We start from the raw sequence: 20,001 nt of genomic DNA on the forward strand, positions 1-20,001 counted from the left end.
TGATACTACTTTTTGTAGGACTGTGCAAGGAGAAAGCTCCTAGTCTGGTAAAATTCCTACCTGTTCTACAAAGCGCATAAAAGCTGCCTGTCCTTGTTCCGTCTGCTTGTAAACTCCTGCATCCTCCAAAACACGTGCAAAGATAGCTCCTACAGAGTCCTTGACGATTTCAAGGGCTTTTTCTTTATCTTTTAGGTCTGGATGTTGAGCTTTGAGCTGCTCTGCCCATTCCTGATGATAAGTCGCAACTGTGTCCCCTTCTCCCACGAGGTAGCTAGCAACTTGCTCCACTTCTGCTTTCAGGCGTGGTGGCAAAATAGCCAAGCCCATGACCTCAATCAAGCCGATATTTTCCTTCTTGATATGTTGGACATCCTTGTGGGGATGATAGATGCCATCCGGATGCTCTGCCGAAGTCTGATTGTCCCGCAAGACCAAGTCCAATTCAAACTGTCCATCACGCTTACGCGCAATCGGTGTGATAGTGTGATGCGGTCTCCCGTCTGTCTCTGCTAAAATCTGCACTTCAGAATCTGAATACTGGCGCCATTCCTGCAAAATCTTGTCAGCCAAGTTAATCAAATCCTCTTTAGAATCCGAGGTCAAACGTAGCACTGACATAGGCCACTTGACAATCCCAGCCTTGACCTGCTCAAAACCAGCAAATCGGAAAGTCTTTTGCAGGGGAGCCAATTCCATAGGAAACACGTGACGGCCTCCTTGATAGTGATCATGAGTCAGAATAGAGCCTCCCACGATTGGTAAGTCCGCATTTGAACCCGCAAAATAGCCCGGAAACTGCTCTACGATAACCAACAAACGCTCAAAACTCTGACGACTGATAGCCATGGGACGATGCTGACCATCTAAAAAAATACAGTGCTCATTAAAATAAGCATAGGGCGAATACTGGAAGCCCCACTCCTGACCCGCCATTTCAAAACGGATAATGCGGTGATTGCTGCGAGCTGGGTGGTTGACCCGACCATGATAGCCCTCATTCTCTAGACAAAGCTGACACTGGGGATAATTGCTAGCTTGTACCAACTTGGCCGCCGCAATCTCTTTCGGATCCTTTTCAGGTTTAGACAGATTGATGGTAATCTCAAGTTCTCCGTAATCAGATGGAACGCGATAAGCAATATTTTTAGCAATGGCCTTAAGCTTGATGTAGTCATTTTTCTGGCTGAGTTGGTAAAAATCCGTTATCGCCTGCTCAGGTGACTGGGCATAGGTTGCCCAGAAGTCACGATTGACCTGACTTGGATAAGGGGTCACCAAGTCCATCAGTTCAGCACCTAGGATTTCACGCGCAGTCTGACTATCCTCAATCGTCTCTAATCGAACCGCCTCCTCAACCAACTGGTCCTTGAGGTCAATCAACTCATCTAGATCAGTCTCAACTTCCAAAACACCTTCTCCCACTCGTGCCAAGACACGATTGGTCAGGTAGATTCGATCCATTTCCTCAAATGAACTTTCAGTAATGACTTCTGTGATAAATGCATCTAGAACTCCCTGACTCATTGATTCTCCTTCTTACTTTCTAAATAGTCTCTGACAGCATCTAAATCCTGAAAAACTTGTTCTGTTTTATTTAAGAAAGACTGTGCTGGGCATTTTAAGTCTGGAATACAAATAACTGGTATCCCAGCTCTATACGCTGCTTCAATCCCTGCTTCACTATCCTCTAATACTAAGCAATTCTCTGGTAAAACATTCAAATCACTACAGGCCTTTAAAAATATGTCAGGGTAAGGTTTGCTTCGCTTTACATCTTTTGCAAAAACTAGATGGTCAAATAGGGACAGTATACCATTACTATCCAAAATCATTCTAGCTCTAGATTCAACACTTGAAGTTGCTAGAGCGATTGGAATACCTTCTCTTTGCAGAAAAGCAAGCAAATTTTTAGCACCTTTTTTTAAATTTACACCTTTGGCTAATATTCGAGCTTCCAGTTCATAAACTTTTTCCAAGGTTTGGTCAAAGTTCCAAGGTAAATCATAGGTATCTAAAAATCGTTGAACATTCTCCTCTTCCCTATGTCCACTGTATTCTCTAGAATATATTTCTTCTGTGAAAGGAATTCCAAAATCTTTAAGCAATTCTTGATAAACTTTTAGAGAAATGATCTCAGTATCAGCTAATAAGCCATCTAAATCAAATATTACAGCGTCCATTTACTTCTCTCCTAGTCTAAAACGCGAGTGCCACCTGCAACTTCAGCGATATAGAAGCTTGGAGCGTATCCAACTACTTCCTCGTAGTGCTTGCCTACAGCTTCCTTAAAGGCCTCAACAGCATCTTTTCGCACCAAGGCAATGGCACAGCCGCCAAAACCTGCCCCTGTCATACGAGCACCGAGAACACCTTCTTGTGCCCAAGCCGTATGAACAAGGGTATCCAATTCCAAGCCAGTTACTTCATAGTCATGTTCTAGAGAAACGTGAGAAGCATTCATCAAGCGACCAAATGTTTCCAAATCACCTGCTTGAAGGGCTGCTTGAGCTTTAAGAGTACGTTGGTTTTCAAGCACAGCATGGCGAGCTCGTTTTAAGCGATTTTCGTCTTTAATCAGATAGCTATATTGGTCAAAGGCCCACTCGTCCAATTCACCCAAGGTTTGAATATCCAAGGCAACTTGCAATTCTTCTACTGCTTTTTCACACTCAGCACGACGTTCATTGTATTTAGAGTCCGCCAGTTCACGGCGTTTGTTGGTGTTCATGATGACAACGACATTGTCTTTCAAATCAAGCGGCACCAAGTCATACTCAAGACTGTTGGTATCTAGGTAAATAGCACGTTGGTCAGCACCCATACCGATAGCAAACTGGTCCATGATACCAGAGTTGACTCCGATAAAGTTATTTTCCGTTTGTTTTCCGATTTTAACCAAATCCAAACGATCTAGTTTTAAATCAAAGAGATACTCTGCCACAACACCAGTCAAGAGTTCCAAGGATGCTGAAGAGGACAAACCTGAACCATTTGGGATATTCCCATAAACATAAAAATCAAACCCTTTGTCAATCACATGTCCAGCTTCTTGCAAGAAATGAAGAACACCTTTTGGATAGTTGGTCCAGCTGTGCTCTTTTTCAAATTTGAGGTCAGTAAGAGGCACTTCGATGATACCATTATCCTCAAAGTTGGCTGAGTAGAAACGCAAGACTTGATCGTCACGCTTGCGAGCTGCACCATAAGTTCCCAAAGAAATAGCAGCTGGAAAAACGTGCCCACCATTGTAATCCGTGTGTTCACCAATCAGATTGATACGACCTGGTGAAAAGAAAGTTTGCTCTGCTTCTTGACCAAAAACGGCAAGAAAGTCTTTGCGAAGGGCTTCAGTAGTAAGATCTTGTGTCATATGAATTCTCCTTTGACTGTCGTTAAGTCATCTTAACGTGTAATCGTTTTCTTCTATTGTATCCAAGGGATTTGCCAAGGTCAATCCTTTTTACTAAACTTTTACTAAACTATCAGTAAAAAGCAGAAAAATATGATATACTAACCTAAAAGGAGGAGGATTTATGGCTACCTTAAAAGACATCGCACAGCTAGCCTCTGTCTCTATTGCGACCGTATCTCGTGTCCTCAATCGCGACCAGAGCCTATCTGTCACAGAAGAAACCAGACACCGTATTTTAACCGTCGCGGAAGAGCTGGGCTATACTAAGCACCTCAAGACAGGCGAATCCCACAAACCCAAGCAAAAGATTGCCATTATCCAATGGGTCAGCGAACAAGGGGAGTTGGACGATCTCTACTACTATCAGATTCGTCTCGGTATTGAAAAAAGAGCCCAAGAACTGGACTATGATATCTTGCGCTATTTTAACGATCATCCTTTTACACTGAGCGAGGAAGTGATTGGCATTCTCTGCATCGGAAAATTTAGCCGAGCTCAGATTTCTGCCTTTGAAGAATACCAAAAACCTTTAGTCTTTATAGACAGCGATACTCTTTCATTTGGACATACCTGTATTATCACTGACTTTTACACTGCTGTGAAACAAGTTGTAGACCATTTTCTCAGTCAAGGTATGGACCGTATCGGAATTCTCACAGGTCTTGAGGAAACAACCGACCAGGAAGAAATTATCCAGGATAAGCGACTAGAAAATTTCAAAGACATTACCCTAGCAAATGGAATCTACCATGAAGAACTGGTCTTTCAGGGGAGCTTTACTGCCCAGTCTGGATATGACTTGATGAAGGAGGCCATTCACAAGCTAGGAGACCAACTCCCACCAGCCTTTTTCGCAGCCAGCGATAGTTTAGCCATCGGCGCCCTCCGTGCCCTTCAAGAAGCTGGAATTAACCTACCAGACCGCGTCAGTCTCATTTCTTTTAACGACACTAGTCTGACCAAGCAGGTCTATCCTCCCCTTTCTAGCATTACCGTCTATACCGAAGAAATGGGCCGAGCAGGTATGGATATTCTTAACAAGGAAGTTCTCCACGGTCGCAAAATACCTAGCCTAACCATGCTGGGCACCAGACTGACTTTGAGAGAAAGTACGCTGCCATAACTCAACAAATATACCAACGCAAAAAATCCTAATAGGGAGTCCCAAATCTCCATTAGGATTTTCATTGTTAATCCATCACAATCATAGACTTAATGGTCTTGCGTTCATCCATATCTTTATAAGCCTGGTCAATATCTTCCAATTTATAACTTGATGTAAAGACACGGCCTGGATTGATGTCTCCATCAAGAATCGCTTTTAACAAAACTTGTTTGTCATAAGTAGTAACTGAGGCTGCTCCACCTGCCACTGAAATATTTTGAGCAAAGGTAGAACCGAGCGCACGGTTATTGTAATGAGGAACACCAACGAAGCCTAAACGTCCACCATTGTGAAGTACTCCAAGGGCTTGATCTACGGCTGCTTCAGTCCCAACACATTCAAGGGCTGCATCTGCTCCACCACCAAGGATTTCACGGACTTTGGCAATTCCCTCTTCGCCACGTTCAGCCACAACAGCTGTCGCACCTGATTCCAAGGCCATCTTTTGGCGATCTTCATGACGACTCATAAGGACAATTTGAGAAGCTCCACGCATCTTAGCTGCAATGACAGCGCATTGCCCAACAGCCCCGTCACCAATCACCACAACCTTATCCCCTTTTTGCACATTAGCAACACGCGCTGCATGATAGCCAGTCGGCATGACATCAGCAAGTGTCAAAAGTGACTTGAGCATGCCTTCGCTATAATCTGAAGGTTGACCTGGAATTTTCACAAGTGCCCAATTAGCAAAGTGGAAACGGATATACTCAGCCTGGACACCACCTGACCAATTGGTGCCAATATGGCGGTCACAAGTCCCATCATAGCCAGCGCGACAGGCATCACACTCCCCACAGCCATGGGTGAAAGGTGCAATGACAAAATCTCCCGGTTTGACCGTTGTAATAGCCTCTCCGATTTCTTCGACAATTCCAATGGCTTCGTGCCCACTATTTTGATGGCCGGATTCAATATCTGGATTACGGTAACTCCAGAGGTCCGAACCACAAACGCAAGTACGGACAATGCGGATAATAGCATCATCTGCTTCTATAATTTGCGGACGTTCAATTGTAGCAAGTCCAACCTGGCCTGCCTTTGTATATACTGCTGATTTCATTTAAAATTTTCCTTCCTTGTAAAGTTTAATTTTGTGATTTAAGCGATTTAAAGCCGTCTGTAACTGAGACAAGCGCTCCTCTAATTTTTTCTTTTCCTCTTCTAAAATACCAAGCCTTTCCTCTCTCGTTTCATCCCCCTTTTGGTAGAGCGACATATAGTCAACTAAACTGTCTACAGAGACACCCGCCGAACGGAAACACTTAATAAATTCCAGTGCTTCTATATCCTGATCTTGAAAGTCACGAATTCCAGTCGCGGTTCGAGTAATCGGTGGCACAAGACCAACTCGCTCATAATACCGAATCGTATCCGCTGAAATTCCTAATAAATCGCTGGCAGATTTAATATTCATATACTAGCCTCCTTTCATTATCTTCACTGAATTTAAGCAACTATAACTCATTCATCTTATTATACAACTTTGAGTTGACTCCAAGTCAAACTTTTTGCATCTAATCGAAAAATTTTTTAAATTACCAAACAACTAAGTAAAGTTTATACAGAGCCTTATAGGATCAAACTTTTAAAATATTTAAACAGTAAATAAAATACTCTATTTCAAATAACATAGGGGCTTAATCATTCTTCACTTTGTACTAATGATGCCCATGCCTCTACTCTAACTCTCTCACCTTCCGCCTATGTTGCGCATGATTGCTTTGACTGCTATCCACTTCAATAGTGATATTCTGCACGCCTCTTTCTTCTAAACATTGACGCACCACTTCTTTGGTCTCCATCATCTGCTCCCAGTCCTTGATACAAATGTGAACAATAGCATTATTCTCCAGACCATCCATGGACCAAATACTAAGTTGGTTAACACTTTTGACATTGGTCAGAGCCTCTATATCCTTCTCCAGATCACTTGTCTCGACCCCTTCTGGCACAGCATCTAGGAAAATCTTCAGTGCGCTCCAAAAGCGAGGAATGGCTTTCGACAGAATAAAGATAGAAATAACCAGCGATAAAAGCGGATCGAGGATATACCAATCTGTAAATCGGAGGATAATCGCCATTAGGATGACAGCCAACCAACCAAGAGTGTCTTCCAAAAAATGCAAGCTAAGAATTGACTCGTTCTTTGTCTTTCCTTTACGAACTACCAGACTTGCTAGCACATTGATAGCTACTGCAATGATTCCCAGCCAGAGGATACCTTTCTCATTAACGGGTTGCGGATGAGCAATCTTCGTGATATTTTCCAAAATCACTAGGACAGACCCTATCATAAGAATCACAGCCGTTAGCATGGCCCCTAAAAGACTAAAACGTTTGTAACCCAAGGTGTACTGCCTATCTTCCTCACGGTTTGAGATTGTTTCTAAAAGGGCTGAGATACCAATGGCTAGAGCATCTCCCAAGTCATGAACAGAATCAGCAAGAACTGCACTCGAACCAAAGATTCCTCCTGCGATAAACTCAACAATCGCATAGCTTAAATTTAAGAAAAAAGCTAACCAGATAGATGTTTTAGGACTCATTTCTCTCCCTCCTTTGGTATAATGGGTATATACATACTTCTTTCATTTGTATTATCTAATAAAATCCAAAGAAAGGATAGAAGCAAACTGTCAGTCCTGTTCAGTTCTGAACAGTTTGTATCAAGTGTCTATATGCCAAAAAGAGACCGTCGGGTTAGTAAGACTAAAAAAGCCATCTATCAAGCTTTTTTACAACTTTTGAACGATAAGGGCTATGATGCCACTACTGTTCAGGATATCATTGACCTAGCAGATGTTGGACGTTCTACTTTTTACTGTCATTACGAAAGTAAGGAACTCCTTTTAGATGAGCTCTGTCGCTACCTCTTTCATCATCTCTTTGAAAGGGAAGGACACTTTACTACCGAGGACTACCTCGCGCATATCTTTTTACATTTTCAGAAAAACCAGGACCATGTCACCAGTCTCCTTTTTTCCAAAAACGACTACTTCCTCCGCCAACTACACAAGGAACTCGAACACCACGTTTATCCCATGGTGGCGGGTGACTTGCAAGAGGCCTACCCAAACATTCCAGCCTCCTACCTCCAGCATTTTGTTGTGACGAACTTTATCGAGACTCTAACTTGGTGGCTAAAAAAAGGAAAATCTTATACCGAAGACCAAGTGGTGAGATTTTACCTTGATGTAATGGAGATGACCTCTACAACTCCACTTGATAACTAAGCCTGTAAATCAGAAAGGAACCAACTATGTTAACTTCGATGATTCTAGGAATACTAACAATTGTACTAGCTCTCGCCTTCTCGCTTCTTCACCTTGCTGCTGCCTTTTCAGCCATGAAACAAAAGAACTACAATCTAGGAAATAAGTGCATCTTGGTCGGCAGTTGCCTCACTTCTCTGGCTCTAGCCATCTTTTACTTTGTCCCACTGGCAACCATTCTTCTATGGATTGTAGGTTCGATTATCGTCTGCTATGGTGCCTACTGGAACGGGCGACAGCAAGAAAATCAACATATATCGCACCACATTATTCGTATAACGAGTGCTATTGTCATTACGGTATTACTCATTTTGCTCTAACACAAAAAAAGGATCATCTGATCCTTTTTTTACTTTTTTAAGCGCTTTTTGCTGCCTTGCTCCACTGATACCACCAACTAGACTATTGATGAGATAAATTAGGTATTTCCCTTGGATTTGCAGGCTTTCTCCCCACCAGAGATAGATTGAAAAGACATTAGTAGCAGCCCAGAATATCCACTGTTCACGGTAAACAGCTGTCATGAGGATTTGCCCTACACCATTGGTCGCATCAGTGATAGAATCACGATAGGGACGATTGGCTCCGATAGACTGATAAATGAACCCAAATACCAACCACCAAAGAACACTAATGGAAAGATATTTGGTCCAGCCCTTACCGTCCAGTTTACGCGCGACAAACTCCTGCTTTTCTTTCTTGAACTGTGCTTGGTAGATCCACACTAGAAGTCCAATTGGCTGCATGACCGTGAAGTAAAGTGTCGTCAGCACCTCACCATAAAAGCCTTTTTGAAGGGCAAGCACCAGATAAATGATGGAATTAATCAAACCAAATAGGTAGTTACTAGCACGACCTTCAGCTTCTCAAAGAGCAGAAAAAAGGTTAGTAAGGCTTGAGAGATGAATCATTTTAAAGGCAAACAATTCCAACAAGACGTCATCATTGTCGCTGTTGGTTATTACCTACGTTACAATCTGAGCTATCGTGAAGTTCAGGAATTGCTTTATGACCGTGGAATAAATGTTTGTCACACTACGATTTATCGATGGGTTCAAGAATACAGTAAAATCCTCTATCATCTCTGGAAAAAGAAAAATAAACAGTCCTTCTATTCGTGGAAAATGGATGAAACCTATATCAAAATTAAGGGGCGTTGGCATTATCTCTATCGAGCGATTGATGCGGACGGTTTAACATTGGATATCTGGTTACAAAAGAAACGTCGAGCAGACGATAACAGCTATAAGTTAGAAGATACCGCCTATCAAGAAGATAAAGCACGCAAAGCAGAAACCGAAGATAAGCTAGCTATTGAAGCAATGAAAAGCAAGTACACCACGCTATTGCTAGAAAATATGTTGCTAAGTCCGTTTGAAATGCAAGATACAAAAATCATGGCAGGATTGCAAGTCCATGTTTACCCCCTCTATGACGAACTGAAAGAATTAAGAGGGCTAAATAGTGTTAAAGACCACTTGTCTTATGTTGCCAGCAGACGTGAAGAATATTCTAAGCATAATATCGCACGCTACCTCAAAAAAGCCATTGAACAATATCTACCAACGGTTAAAAGGCAGGACTTAAACCATGAGTGAAGACTTAAAAACGATCAAAGAGCTGGCGGATGAGTTGAGTGTTACAAAACAAAATATTCAATATCACTACCAAAGGTTACCAAAAGAATTACAGCTTAAAAGTTCCAATGGGTCTAATCTAATAAATTCTAAAGCAGAAAAAATAATTTTAGGTAAAGTAGAAAGTAGTAGCAAATCAAATACCAAAGACCAACAAATAAGTAGCAAAGACCAACAAATAGAAAAACTAACTAATTTGTTAGACCAGTAACAACGATTAGCCTTGCAAGATAAAAAGTTGCTAGAAGAATACAAGGCGGAAAATGATAACTTAAAAGCCCTCAAAATGCCCTCACAGGAAACAGAATTCAAACACTTAGACAATCAATATAAAGATGAAGTGAACGCTCTTAAAGAGAAGTTGGAAAATTTACAGGAACAAATCAAAGATCAAAAAAGGATAGAAGAACAAGAAAAACCAATAAAATGGTGGAGACTATGGCGAAAATAGATGATTCAGTTAAAAAGAAAGTTCCAGAATTGCGATTTAAAGGATTCACGGATGAATGGGAACAGCGTAAGTTGGGAGACGAAGTTCGAATAGTGATGGGACAGTCTCCTAATTCAGAAAATTATACTGATGATCCTAATGAGCGCTAAAAATGCGAAGACCTATGAAGACCTATTTTGTATTAGTCAAACAAAAAATCCAAAAGAAATGGTATATGATTATGACCATGAAACAAAGTAAAATCAAACTGAGTGATCTGAGGAAGCACCCGATGATCATGAAACGTTATTAAACACAAAAGTCACCCATGTGAGTTCTTGCCAGAAGCTGAAGTTAATCCTTCAACCTGGAAAACCCGCAGAGGTGACTTTTTCTATACATCTCGATTTTTCTGGCAATAATCATTAACCGATAAATATGTCTGTGAATCACCCAGCGACTCCGCTATGTCCATAATCCGCGGTGGTAGTAATCCCACTCGCTGGACAAGTTCGTGATTGCTGAACAATTCCCGTGGACTGCCGGCGAAGCCAAACTTCCCGTGTTCCATAACATACACTGACTCAAACTCGGCGGCGACCCAATCCATGTCATGGGTGATGGTCACAACTTGGTGGCCCGAATCAGCCAACTGATGGAAAATTGCGGTCAACTTGCGCCGGCTTTCCCAATCAAGCGACATCATCGGCTCATCAAATAAATAAATCGCCGGATCCACTGCCAAAACTGTGGCAACGCTCAACAGCTTGCGTTCCGACAATGACAGGTCATATGGACTTTCAGCTGTTTTATCATCCAAGCCAACTCTTTTTAGAGCCGCTAAAGCCCGCCTCGTAATCGTGTCGTGGTCATCCATGACCTGCGCGACATTCCACTCCACCTCTCGTAGAACGGTCGGGTTGAAAAGCTGATCGTCAGGATTCTGAAAAGTAATCCCAACCTTCAGTAACTTTTCGACTGGTTTAAGATCATTAAAATTTTCTCCATCGATCTTAATCACACCGGTTTGTGGTGTCAGCAAGCCCGTCAACAATTTGAAGAGCGTTGATTTGCCGGCACCATTTTGGCCGACAATCGCCACCATCGGATCGGCGAAGTGTCTGTCTTCAACATCCAAGCTAAAGGACCGTTCCGGATAAGTGAACGTCAGGTGGCTCAGTTCAATTGTGGACATAACGAACCTCCTTCAGATCAGCGTAATTCACCGGATACCGGCCATCAGCCAAGTGCCAATCCATTTTTTGAGCAAGTTGCTGGATTGTCGGGGCTGGAATCTGCCAGTCAGCTGCCAAATGATTAAACACCTCACCCGGCCTGCCCTGGGCTACCATTTGACCCTCGTGCAGCACCCACACAACGTCGGCGACTTCGCACAAATCGTCAATTTCACTGGTGACAATGAAGACAGTTGTCTCTTTGACTTGGGCCAGCCATTGGAAAAATTGCCTGCGGCCAAGGGGATCCATCTCACTGGTCGGATCATCCATAATCAAAACAGCCGGATTAGCCACAATCGCCGTGGCAATTGCCAACCGCTGGATCTGACCACCGGAAAGGCTCTCGGGACGCAAATTCAGCTGTTCAATCAGCCCCATTTGCGTGGCAACTTCTTCAACCCGTTTTTGAATCAGTCCTTCAGCCATTCCCTGATTAATCAAGTCAAAGGCGATTTCATCGGCAACCGTGTCTGCCAACCCGCTTAGTTGGCCAGCTGGATTTTGCAGTACAACTCCATTCATGGCATTATAAACGGGCCAATTGTCAGACACTCGCTGGCCAAACATGTGCCAATCGCCCTCAATCTCAGCAGACACAATTTTGGGAATGACCCCTGCCAGCACACGGCACAAAGTCGATTTGCCGGAGTGGCTATTCCCGATAATCCCAACCACCTGGCCGGTATGAACCTCCGCGTTAATCTGACGCAGTTGTGGTTGCTCAGTACCCGGATAACGGGTGGTCAAATTTTCAATTACAATCCGTTTATCTTCGTCCATATCTTCCACCCAATCAATAAAATTGCCAATCCAGTCAGACCAATGTGCAGCGTCCGCGACAGGCGATACACGCGCTGGGAGGTTCTGACAGTCCGGTTGAGATTATCAAAACCTCTCAGTTGGAGAGAAATCGACCGCGTCATCGATTGATCCAAGGTCTTAATCACCAATGGAATTAGAACCGGCAGGACTGACTTTAATTTCTGAATCAACGTTTTTTGCGGATTGGTTCCGCGAACTTTTTGTGCCTGCTGGATTTTCCGCATATTGCGCATCATTTCCGGCAAAATATAACATACCGACATCAGAACGTAGACGGTTTTATAAGACAATCCGGACAGTTCCAAATAGGCCGCGTTTTCTGAAATACTCGTGGTCACCATAAAAAAGCCACTGGTCAAAATAATCACCAATACTCGACAACCCAGAGTGGTGGCGTAAATCAGGCCTTCTTTGTAGAACGACACCCCAAGCACAGAAAACAGCACAGTTTGATTCCGACTGTAAAATAACCCTTGGATGATCAACATGGTGCAAATCAGAAACAGGCTGAATCCCAGCGCCTTAAAGGTGGTAAAACTCAATTTGGAAAATAACAATAGCAGTGTTGCGACAAGAATTAATCCGGCCTGAAGCAATAAATTCATACTGGCAAAGCTCAACAACGTCATGTCCAAGATGAACAAGAGCTTAGTAATCGGATCGATCACCTGGTACCACTTGAGCTTGACCCGTGGCGCTCCAGAAATCAATGTTTTATCAGTCATCACTTATCATCGCTAAAGAAGTGCACCATCCGCTTCGGCAGCTGACGATAGATGAAGAATGCCAGGTAGGCCACGCAGACTTTATCCAAAATATCCAAGACAAACTCATCGATAAATGAGGCCAGCCACACTGGTGCATGATTGGCGACCATTACCGCAAACAATGAGTCACCCCAAGCGATACCGGTCTGACCACCCCAAAAGATGACGTTGAGTGGCGTTGAAATGACAGCTGAAACGATGGCAATAATAATAGCAGAAACAAATACTCGTCGCGCTGACGAGAACCACCCATTGGCGTGCAAAACTCCGACAGCAATCCCAATTCCGATGCTGGTAATCGCATACACGGTTGAAATTGGCGATAAGGTCAGCCCATAGATCACGTTGTTGATGAAACCACTAATGGCACCGGCAACCGGCCCAGCCAACATGCTGGTAAGAAAGGTTCCCAAAGACCCCAGCCAAACGGGCAACTTTAACCCCTCCGCCAAGGCTTTGGCAACATAGTTAATCCCCACGGCAGCGGGAATCAAAGTCATGGTGGCAGCACTTAACTTAAATTTCCACATACTGGTACGATGAATCGGTTCTGTTTTCATAATCTTCTCCTTTTGTTTTTAAAGAGCCGTGTCTGGATAGACTTTCGGACGCAACGCTCTATTATATATCTACTGAACTGTCTATACACAAGAATTCCATCCTTAGTCGACATGAGCTGGAAATCCTTATTTGTTAAGTAGTTCACAACACATTATACACCTATTCTCTGAATAGTCAAGTGTATTTACAGTAAAATTTTAGAAAATCATAAAAATTTCCTCTTATTTTCCATTTTGAAAGACATTCAGTAACTCTAATATCAAAAAAGCCCAGATGACATTGTCTGAGCATTCTTTTCTATAGTCGTTTAAGCAAGTTGAGTTTGACATTTTCAAACTATTTCTTCAACAAACCTTGTTCTTGTAAAAACTCCTTGGCTACTTGTTCTGCTGACTTGCCTTCGACACCAACTTGGTAGTTGAGCTGGCTCATCTGACTTTCCGTAATTTTACCAGCCAATTTATTGAGAACTGTCTCCAACTCAGGATGTTTCTTGAGAAGAGCTTCTTTCATGAGTGGCGCTCCTTGATAAGGTGGGAAGAGTTGCTTGTCATCTTCCAAGACCTGTAAATCATAACGTGCCAACTCTGCATCTGTCGAATAGGCATCCGTGATTTGAATATCGCCTGACTGAATTGCCTGATAGCGAAGAGCAGGCTCCATGGTCGCTACGTTGAGATTGAGACCATACATTGATTGCAAGCCCTTATTTCCATCTTCACGGTCATTAAATTCGAGAGTAAAGCCTGCCTTCAACTGTCCTTCCACTTTTTTCAAGTCCGAAATGGTCTTCAAGCCATATTCTTGAGCAATTTTTTTCGGAACAGCTACAGCGTAGGTATTTTGATAAGACATAGGTTTGAGATAGGCTAGATGATCCTGTTTGGCAATACCATCACGCGCCACCTGATAAACCTGATCCGGCTCATGACCTACCTTGGGTGATGGCTGAAGCAAACTTTCAGTCACTGTACCAGTAAATTCAGGATAGATATCAATATCCCCTTTTTTCAGAGCTTCATAGAGGAAGCTTGTTTTCCCAAAATTCGGCTTAACAGTCGCAGTCATACTGGTATTTTCTTCAATCAGCAACTTATACATATTGGCCAAAATTTCGGGTTCCGGTCCCAATTTCCCAGCAATCACCAAGTTTTCTTTCTCTTTTTGAACTAAGAGGGCTGGACTATAAGACAGACCCAGCAATATGGTCACCAAGGCAAAACCAGAGAAAATCGTCCGCAATTTTGCTTTTTCCATCACTTTTAGTAGGAAGTTAAAGGCAATGGCAAGCACTGCAGAAGAAAGGGCCCCAATCAAAATCAGATTGGTATTATTGCGGTCAATTCCCAAAAGGATAAAGGAACCCAGTCCCCCTGCACCAATCAAGGCAGCCAAGGTTGCCGTACCGATAATCAAGACCGCTGCCGTCCGAATCCCAGACATAATGACAGGCATGGCAAGTGGAATTTCAAACTTCTTGAGACGCTCCCATCTAGTCATCCCAAAGGCAATTCCAGCCTCTTGCAGACTTGGATCAATTCCCTTTAGCCCAGTGATGGTATTTTGCAAAATCGGAAAAATCGCATAAATCACTAGTGCTGTCAAAGCAGGCAAGGTTCCAATTCCCATCAAGGGGATAAAGAGTCCCAATAAGGCCAGAGACGGGATAGTCTGGAAAATTCCTGCAATCTGCAAGACCCAGTCCGCCATCTTTTCATGATAACGAAGATAAACAGCCAAGGGAATAGCAATAAAAATAGCTAGTAACAAGGTCAAAAGTGACAACTGCAAATGTTGAGATAGAGCTGTTACCCAATCACCAAAACGATCCTGAAAAGTTGATATCAAATTAGTCATGAACACTACCTCCAAACAAGTCTGCTACAAAGTCTGTTGCAGGAGCTTTTAAAATGGTCTCAGGGTTCGCCACCTGACGAATCTCTCCATCCTGCAAGACAGCAATACGATCACCTAATTTCAAAGCTTCATCCGTATCATGGGTCACAAAAATCGTTGTCATCCCAAACTCTTTATGCAATTCTTTCGTCAAAACCTGCAACTGTTTTCTCGAAATAGCATCCAAGGCTGAAAAGGGCTCATCCATGAGGAGAATCTTAGGCTGACCAATCATGGCACGGACAATGCCCACCCGCTGCTGTTCTCCACCAGATAGTTCACTAGGAAGACGATTCCCATACTCAGCTACTGGTAAACCAACCTTAGCTAAAAGCTCTTCTGTTTTCTGAGCAATTTCTTCCTTAGTCCAGCCCTTCATCTCCGGAATGAGAGCAATATTTTCTGCAACCGTTAAATTGGGAAACAGAGCAATGGCCTGTAAAACATAACCAGTAGAAAGACGAAGTTCACGCTCATCATAGTCTTTGATTCGCTTGCCATCCATATAAATATTTCCATCAGTTGGTTCCAAGAGACGATTAATGATCTTAATCATGGTCGTCTTACCGGACCCAGAAGGCCCAACTAAAACCATAAACTCCCCATTCTCAATCCGTAAATTGACATCTCTCAAAACATCTTTTTCTGTGTAGCGTAGCGCTACATTTTTGTATTCAATCATTCTTTGTCCTCCTTTTAAAACTTCCCTCGGTTGGTCAAGTCTTCTACCTTAGGCATAACTTCCTTATTGTCCCAATGCTCCACAATCAAGCCATTCTCCAAACGGAAGATGTCATACTGAGCATAAGGCACCCCATCTATCTGAGTCTGTCCATAGCTGACCACATAATTTCCTTGTCCCAAAAGCTGGAAAACAAAGTCAAAAGTGACACTATGTTCAGCCACATAGTTTTTATAGGCCTGACTTCCTTGTCCAATCTCATGATTGTGCTGAATCAAATCTTCTGACACATAATCACTCCACTGCTCCAGTTCCCCATTTTGGAAAATTTCTGTCAAGAAACGACGAACGGTTTTTTTATTTTCTGCTGTCTTATCCAAATCCTTGATTTTAAAATCTCCAAAAATCTGATCTAACTGTCCATTTTCTGGAGCACGATAGTAGTCAATGACATCCCAATGCTCTACGATACGACCATTCTCATCCGAACGGAAAGTATCCGTCGTCACCCATTGAGCTTCCCCACCATTCAGATATTGATGAACATGAACAAAGACCAGATTACCGTCTTCAATGGTGCGAACAATTTTCATCTCACGCTGGGGATGGCGCTCAAAGAAATTTGCAAAGAAAGCCGCAAACCCTTCTTTCCCATCTGGCACACCTGTCGAATGTTGGATATAGGTATCCCCTACAGACTGTGCCTGAGCCTCAGTAACACCTCCATCTTGAATGGCGTGAATGTATAGGTTGTGAGCATTTTTCACTTGTTTTGACACGATTTATTCCTCATTTGCTTGCTCTTTCAAATTTTCTAAAATACGTTCCTGATAACTTTCAAACTTCCGAATTTCTTCCTCAGAGAAACCTTTATAAAAAATAGCATCCAACTTTTGACTGACACGATGGCCAACTTCTCTCTGGGACCAACCTTGCTCTGTCAACTTGACATATTTCTTTCTCTTATCTATTCCACATGGGCTAATGATGACCAGGTTTTGCTCCTCAAGATTCTTTATCATGGTTGTTAGCGTATTGTTAGCAAGACCAGTCGCCAGCGCAATATCTGTCGCAGTTGCACAGCCAGTTTCACTATTCCATAACACCGTGAGAATCTTTCCCTGCTCACTCCGATAAAGAGCCTCAGGATCCTGACTCAGTAACTTTTGAAAAATCCGCCCATTTAACAAACGAATATGATGGGCTACCAAATGACTATCTTTCATGATCTCTCCAATTTATTTCTATATCGAATTGTTTTTATTGTAACACCTGCCATTCCATCTGTCAACTATTTCGATTTAGAAATAATTTTCACCAACAAAAAAGACCTCCTACCTAGAGTAGAAGATCTTCACTATTTATTAACTTAATCTGTCATTTCGGACACCAAGGTTCGATGTTCCAGTGGTAGACTGCACATAACCAGCAAGAAGATGAATCCTGACTGTACCCAGAAGAGAGCCAAGTCAAAAATTCCATGTACAGCGACTACTGTAAGGAAGGAGAGATAAAGACCGATAATTGGTCGTTTACCAGACTCCTGACTCATATCCATCATCATATGGACAGGTATAACTGATGAAATGGATAGGAGAATGGTTCCAAGTAGGCCATAACTCAAAATAGTGTCAATGTAAAGACTATGAGCATGTTCGTGATAAGGAGCATGGATTCTAGGATAAGAATTCATATAGGTCAATGGACCTTCACCCCAAATCGGATTTTGCTTAAACAAAGCCATACCAGCATTCCATATCGAAACTCGCTCCTCCATTGAAGAATCTAGCGTTCCCATGCGAACACCCAAGTCACTTGAAAAGAGGAAACAAAGGCCAATCCCAAAAACACCAATACTGAGCCAAAAGGCACGCCAGTTTTTAATGGTTGTAAAGAGATAAATGATGGCACCCGCGATAATAGCTGGGAAGGCTGTTCGATTTTGCGTGAAATTTAAACCAAAAAGATTTACAAAACCTGCTATCACACAAAATATTTTTAACCATCTTAGCTTTGTCGTCGTAAAGAGGTAAAAAGCAATCATGATACAGAAGCAACAAATAATTCCATAGTAGTTAGGATTAAAGAAGGTGACCTCTGCACGGTTTTGGTGCCATACTTGCATATTGGGCGAAAGAAAGGCATAGTTAAATTTCTTTACAATTTGGAAATGCTCCAAGGTAGCGAAAGCCGCAGAGAGCACACTACCAAACAAGATTGTCTGCAGTATCAGTCGAAAGAAAGCATGTGTCAGACGTTTCTGGTAAAAACTAAAGAAAATGAGGAAGAGAAACATCAGGAAAGATGCTGCTAGACCAAGCCAGTTCTTGGCGACGATGGAAATGATACTACTGTAGGCAATAAAAAAGAGAAGTACAGGATGTTTGGCTAATCCTTTGATAATTCCCTTCATCTCCCCAGTAACAAGTAAACCTATCAAATATAAAGCAAAGAGCGCTAAGAACAAATAAAAAGGTAAAAAGATACTTATGATCATCAAATATAAAAAGAAATCTTTTTTCGAAAGCCCTCTTATCTTATCCAGTAATCCAATTGATTTCAAAACGGATCCTTTCTGTTCTGGATTTCTCCAGAAGATAAATGCTAAACTATCTTTATATTCTACCATTTTTTCCGTCATTTGGGAACAATGAACACGTTATCAAAAAGAAAAAACTTTTACGGAAGTATCAAAGTATACTCTGTTATATTCAAAGACATTCCAGTCCAGTAGTTGCTAGAGAAAAAGAAGGAAACTTCTAAAAAAGGAAAAGCTATGGTAGAATATAATAAAGTTGAAAATAACTACTATTGAACGACAGTTAAAAAGGAAAATCAATGAAATCACACCAACTAGTCTACCAAATACTAACCAGAGAAAACGACTATGTCAGCGGAGAAAAAATTGGCGAAGAACTGAATCTAAGTCGGACATCCATATGGAAAGCAATCCAACGCCTCCAACAAGAAGGGCTCATGATCGACAGTATTAAAAATAGAGGTTACAAGCTTATCCAAGGCGATCTGATATTGCCTGGTTTGATTCAGGAGAAAACCAACTTAACCATTCGCTTCAAACCTGAGACCAAATCAACCCAAACAGATGCAAAAGAAGGGATTGAAGCTGGAAACAAAGGAAATACACTCTATCTTTCAACCTGTCAAACAGCAGGTCGTGGCCGCTTTCAGCGCCCCTACTATTCCCCATCTCAGGGTGGGATCTATATGTCTCTGCATATTCAACCCAAACTTCCCTATGAAAAACTTCCATCCTATACCCTCCTTGTTGCCGCAGCAGTCTACAAAGCAATTAAAAATCTAACTATGATAGAAGTCGATATTAAATGGGTAAATGACATCTACTTAAAAAATAAAAAGATAGCAGGTATCCTCACCGAAGCAATGACATCAGTTGAGACAGGCTTGGTTACAGATGTCATTATCGGACTTGGTATAAATTTTTCAATAGGAGACTTTCCAAAAGAACTAAAAGAAAAAGCAGGTAGCCTATTTATGCCACCTGCACCAATTAGTCGTAATGAGCTCATCAGCGAAATATGGAATTGTTTCTACAATACGGATTCAGATGAGCTACTTTATATCTATAAAGAAAGATCAATCGTTCTTGGAAAAGAAGTTACTTTCCAGCTAGACGGAAAATTTGAGAAAGGTCTTGCAAAAGAAATCTCAGAATCCGGCCAACTACAAGTCGAATTTGAAGATAAACATACTATCTGGCTAAATAGCGGAGAAATATCACTAACGAGTTGGTAATAAACAAATCCCCCTTTTAATGATTTAGAAGGGGGATTTACATACAAAAAAAGAGCCTAACAGCTCTCTTAACGTACGGAGAATGGGGGATTCGAACCCCCGCGCCGGTTACCCGACCTAACGATTTAGCAAACCGTCCTCTTCAGCCTCTTGAGTAATTCTCCTATTAATGGGCACGAGTGGACTCGAACCACCGACCTCACGCTTATCAGGCGTGCGCTCTAACCACCTGAGCTACGCGCCCAAGTTCAAAAACTTGGTATGAACTTTCGTTCAAAGCGGGTGACGAGAATCGAACTCGCGACAACAGCTTGGAAGGCTGTAGTTTTACCACTAAAC

Annotated in this window: 22 protein-coding genes, 3 tRNA genes and 3 pseudogenes (1 of these 28 cut by a window edge); 9 read left to right on the top strand and 19 right to left on the bottom strand. The window is 42.2% G+C overall.

What is annotated here, in order from left to right:
• Positions 1-39: 39 nt before the first annotated feature.
• From EL140_RS07480 to EL140_RS07490, 3 genes are read right to left on the bottom strand one after another with little or no spacing between them, the layout of a single operon-like run.
• The gene (locus EL140_RS07480; protein WP_000077637.1) at positions 40-1,527 is read right to left on the bottom strand and encodes a UDP-glucose--hexose-1-phosphate uridylyltransferase; all 1,488 of its coding nucleotides are present in this window, start codon (positions 1,525-1,527) and stop codon (positions 40-42) included.
• Positions 1,524-2,183 (bottom strand): HAD family hydrolase, encoded by a 660-nt coding sequence (locus EL140_RS07485; protein WP_000340241.1) that lies wholly within the window; start codon positions 2,181-2,183, stop codon positions 1,524-1,526. The genes EL140_RS07480 and EL140_RS07485 overlap by 4 nt, the downstream gene beginning before the upstream one ends.
• 11 nt (positions 2,184-2,194) lie before the next feature.
• The gene (locus tag EL140_RS07490; protein WP_000189891.1) at positions 2,195-3,373 is read right to left on the bottom strand and encodes a galactokinase; all 1,179 of its coding nucleotides are present in this window, start codon (positions 3,371-3,373) and stop codon (positions 2,195-2,197) included.
• Positions 3,374-3,536: 163 nt separating this feature from the next.
• Here EL140_RS07490 and galR point away from each other — a divergent pair, with 163 nt between their 5' ends.
• Entirely contained in the window at positions 3,537-4,538 is a 1,002-nt protein-coding gene (gene galR / locus EL140_RS07495; RefSeq protein ID WP_000212496.1) for a DNA-binding transcriptional regulator GalR, read from the top strand.
• Between the two features lie 67 nt (positions 4,539-4,605).
• On the opposite strand, the gene EL140_RS07500 is transcribed toward galR, so the two are convergent.
• The 3 genes from EL140_RS07500 to EL140_RS07510 form a co-directional block, all read right to left on the bottom strand.
• A complete protein-coding gene (locus EL140_RS07500) occupies positions 4,606-5,643 on the bottom strand; it encodes a zinc-binding dehydrogenase (RefSeq protein ID WP_000833748.1) in 1,038 nt (345 codons plus the stop codon).
• Positions 5,644-5,997 carry a stress response transcriptional regulator NmlR gene (gene nmlR / locus EL140_RS07505; RefSeq protein WP_001022628.1) on the bottom strand — a complete coding sequence of 118 codons (354 nt, stop codon included), beginning with the start codon at positions 5,995-5,997 and terminating at the stop codon, positions 5,644-5,646.
• 262 nt (positions 5,998-6,259) lie between these two features.
• The gene (locus EL140_RS07510) at positions 6,260-7,129 is read right to left on the bottom strand and encodes a cation diffusion facilitator family transporter (RefSeq protein WP_000074679.1); all 870 of its coding nucleotides are present in this window, start codon (positions 7,127-7,129) and stop codon (positions 6,260-6,262) included.
• Positions 7,130-7,261: 132 nt separating this feature from the next.
• On the opposite strand from EL140_RS07510, the gene EL140_RS07515 reads away from it, so the two are divergent.
• The gene (locus EL140_RS07515; RefSeq protein ID WP_001126071.1) at positions 7,262-7,816 is read left to right on the top strand and encodes a TetR/AcrR family transcriptional regulator; all 555 of its coding nucleotides are present in this window, start codon (positions 7,262-7,264) and stop codon (positions 7,814-7,816) included.
• Positions 7,817-7,842: 26 nt separating this feature from the next.
• On the top strand, positions 7,843-8,175 hold the full coding sequence (locus EL140_RS07520) for a hypothetical protein (protein WP_000958139.1): 333 nt from the start codon (positions 7,843-7,845) through the stop codon (positions 8,173-8,175).
• A gap of 37 nt (positions 8,176-8,212) precedes the next feature.
• Here the strand turns inward: EL140_RS07520 and pnuC are convergent.
• Positions 8,213-8,718, bottom strand: a pseudogene (pnuC, locus tag EL140_RS07525) (nicotinamide riboside transporter PnuC); the annotation flags it as partial.
• Between the two features lie 39 nt (positions 8,719-8,757).
• Between pnuC and EL140_RS09815 the strand changes: the two are divergent.
• The 5 genes and pseudogenes from EL140_RS09815 to EL140_RS09600 all read left to right on the top strand — a co-directional run.
• Positions 8,758-9,108: pseudogene (locus tag EL140_RS09815) on the top strand (IS6 family transposase); the annotation flags it as partial.
• 24 nt (positions 9,109-9,132) lie between these two features.
• Positions 9,133-9,453: pseudogene (locus EL140_RS09820) on the top strand (DNA replication protein); the annotation flags it as partial.
• Entirely contained in the window at positions 9,446-9,703 is a 258-nt protein-coding gene (locus EL140_RS07535; RefSeq protein WP_001287840.1) for a plasmid replication protein, read from the top strand. The pseudogene EL140_RS09820 and the gene EL140_RS07535, both read left to right, overlap by 8 nt.
• Before the next feature lie 12 nt (positions 9,704-9,715).
• Positions 9,716-9,943 carry a hypothetical protein gene (locus EL140_RS07540; RefSeq protein ID WP_001152921.1) on the top strand — a complete coding sequence of 76 codons (228 nt, stop codon included), beginning with the start codon at positions 9,716-9,718 and terminating at the stop codon, positions 9,941-9,943.
• A complete protein-coding gene (locus tag EL140_RS09600) occupies positions 9,931-10,092 on the top strand; it encodes a hypothetical protein (protein WP_001062366.1) in 162 nt (53 codons plus the stop codon). The genes EL140_RS07540 and EL140_RS09600 overlap by 13 nt, the downstream gene beginning before the upstream one ends.
• Before the next feature lie 224 nt (positions 10,093-10,316).
• Here the strand turns inward: EL140_RS09600 and EL140_RS07545 are convergent, their stop codons facing one another.
• The 9 genes from EL140_RS07545 to EL140_RS07585 all read right to left on the bottom strand — a co-directional run bounded on the left by EL140_RS07545 (position 10,317) and on the right by EL140_RS07585 (position 18,451).
• Entirely contained in the window at positions 10,317-11,117 is an 801-nt protein-coding gene (locus tag EL140_RS07545) for an energy-coupling factor ABC transporter ATP-binding protein (protein WP_000103855.1), read from the bottom strand.
• Positions 11,104-11,940, bottom strand: a complete 837-nt coding sequence (locus EL140_RS07550; protein WP_000343048.1) for an ABC transporter ATP-binding protein — start codon at positions 11,938-11,940, stop codon at positions 11,104-11,106. Before EL140_RS07550 ends, EL140_RS07545 begins: the two co-directional genes overlap by 14 nt.
• A complete protein-coding gene (locus EL140_RS07555; protein WP_000130446.1) occupies positions 11,916-12,707 on the bottom strand; it encodes an energy-coupling factor transporter transmembrane component T in 792 nt (263 codons plus the stop codon). Before EL140_RS07555 ends, EL140_RS07550 begins: the two co-directional genes overlap by 25 nt.
• On the bottom strand, positions 12,707-13,309 hold the full coding sequence (locus tag EL140_RS07560) for a hypothetical protein (RefSeq protein ID WP_000846126.1): 603 nt from the start codon (positions 13,307-13,309) through the stop codon (positions 12,707-12,709). The genes EL140_RS07555 and EL140_RS07560 overlap by 1 nt, the downstream gene beginning before the upstream one ends.
• 337 nt (positions 13,310-13,646) lie before the next feature.
• Positions 13,647-15,167, bottom strand: coding sequence for an ABC transporter permease/substrate-binding protein (locus tag EL140_RS07565; protein ID WP_000183017.1), 1,521 nt, complete (start codon positions 15,165-15,167; stop codon positions 13,647-13,649).
• Complete coding sequence (locus EL140_RS07570) at positions 15,160-15,888, bottom strand: ATP-binding cassette domain-containing protein (protein WP_000575224.1); 729 nt, start codon at positions 15,886-15,888, stop codon at positions 15,160-15,162. Before EL140_RS07570 ends, EL140_RS07565 begins: the two co-directional genes overlap by 8 nt.
• 14 nt (positions 15,889-15,902) lie before the next feature.
• Complete coding sequence (locus tag EL140_RS07575) at positions 15,903-16,667, bottom strand: nuclear transport factor 2 family protein (protein ID WP_000043863.1); 765 nt, start codon at positions 16,665-16,667, stop codon at positions 15,903-15,905.
• A 3-nt stretch (positions 16,668-16,670) separates the two neighbouring features.
• Positions 16,671-17,114: a MarR family winged helix-turn-helix transcriptional regulator gene (locus EL140_RS07580; protein ID WP_000655224.1), complete on the bottom strand. Its 444-nt coding sequence runs from the start codon at positions 17,112-17,114 to the stop codon at positions 16,671-16,673.
• Between the two features lie 143 nt (positions 17,115-17,257).
• On the bottom strand, positions 17,258-18,451 hold the full coding sequence (locus EL140_RS07585) for an O-antigen ligase family protein (RefSeq protein WP_002875218.1): 1,194 nt from the start codon (positions 18,449-18,451) through the stop codon (positions 17,258-17,260).
• Positions 18,452-18,726: 275 nt separating this feature from the next.
• Here EL140_RS07585 and birA point away from each other — a divergent pair, with 275 nt between their 5' ends.
• Positions 18,727-19,662 (top strand): bifunctional biotin--[acetyl-CoA-carboxylase] ligase/biotin operon repressor BirA, encoded by a 936-nt coding sequence (birA, locus tag EL140_RS07590; RefSeq protein WP_000835311.1) that lies wholly within the window; start codon positions 18,727-18,729, stop codon positions 19,660-19,662.
• Positions 19,663-19,738: 76 nt separating this feature from the next.
• Here the strand turns inward: birA and EL140_RS07595 are convergent.
• The 3 genes from EL140_RS07595 to EL140_RS07605 all read right to left on the bottom strand — a co-directional run.
• Positions 19,739-19,826: transfer RNA gene (locus tag EL140_RS07595), tRNA-Ser, on the bottom strand.
• A gap of 6 nt (positions 19,827-19,832) precedes the next feature.
• Positions 19,833-19,906: transfer RNA gene (locus EL140_RS07600), tRNA-Ile, on the bottom strand.
• Positions 19,907-19,939: 33 nt separating this feature from the next.
• Positions 19,940-20,001, bottom strand: a tRNA-Gly gene (locus tag EL140_RS07605) (it continues 9 nt past the right edge of the window).

Source organism: Streptococcus oralis ATCC 35037 (assembly GCF_900637025.1).
GTDB lineage: Bacteria > Bacillota > Bacilli > Lactobacillales > Streptococcaceae > Streptococcus > Streptococcus oralis.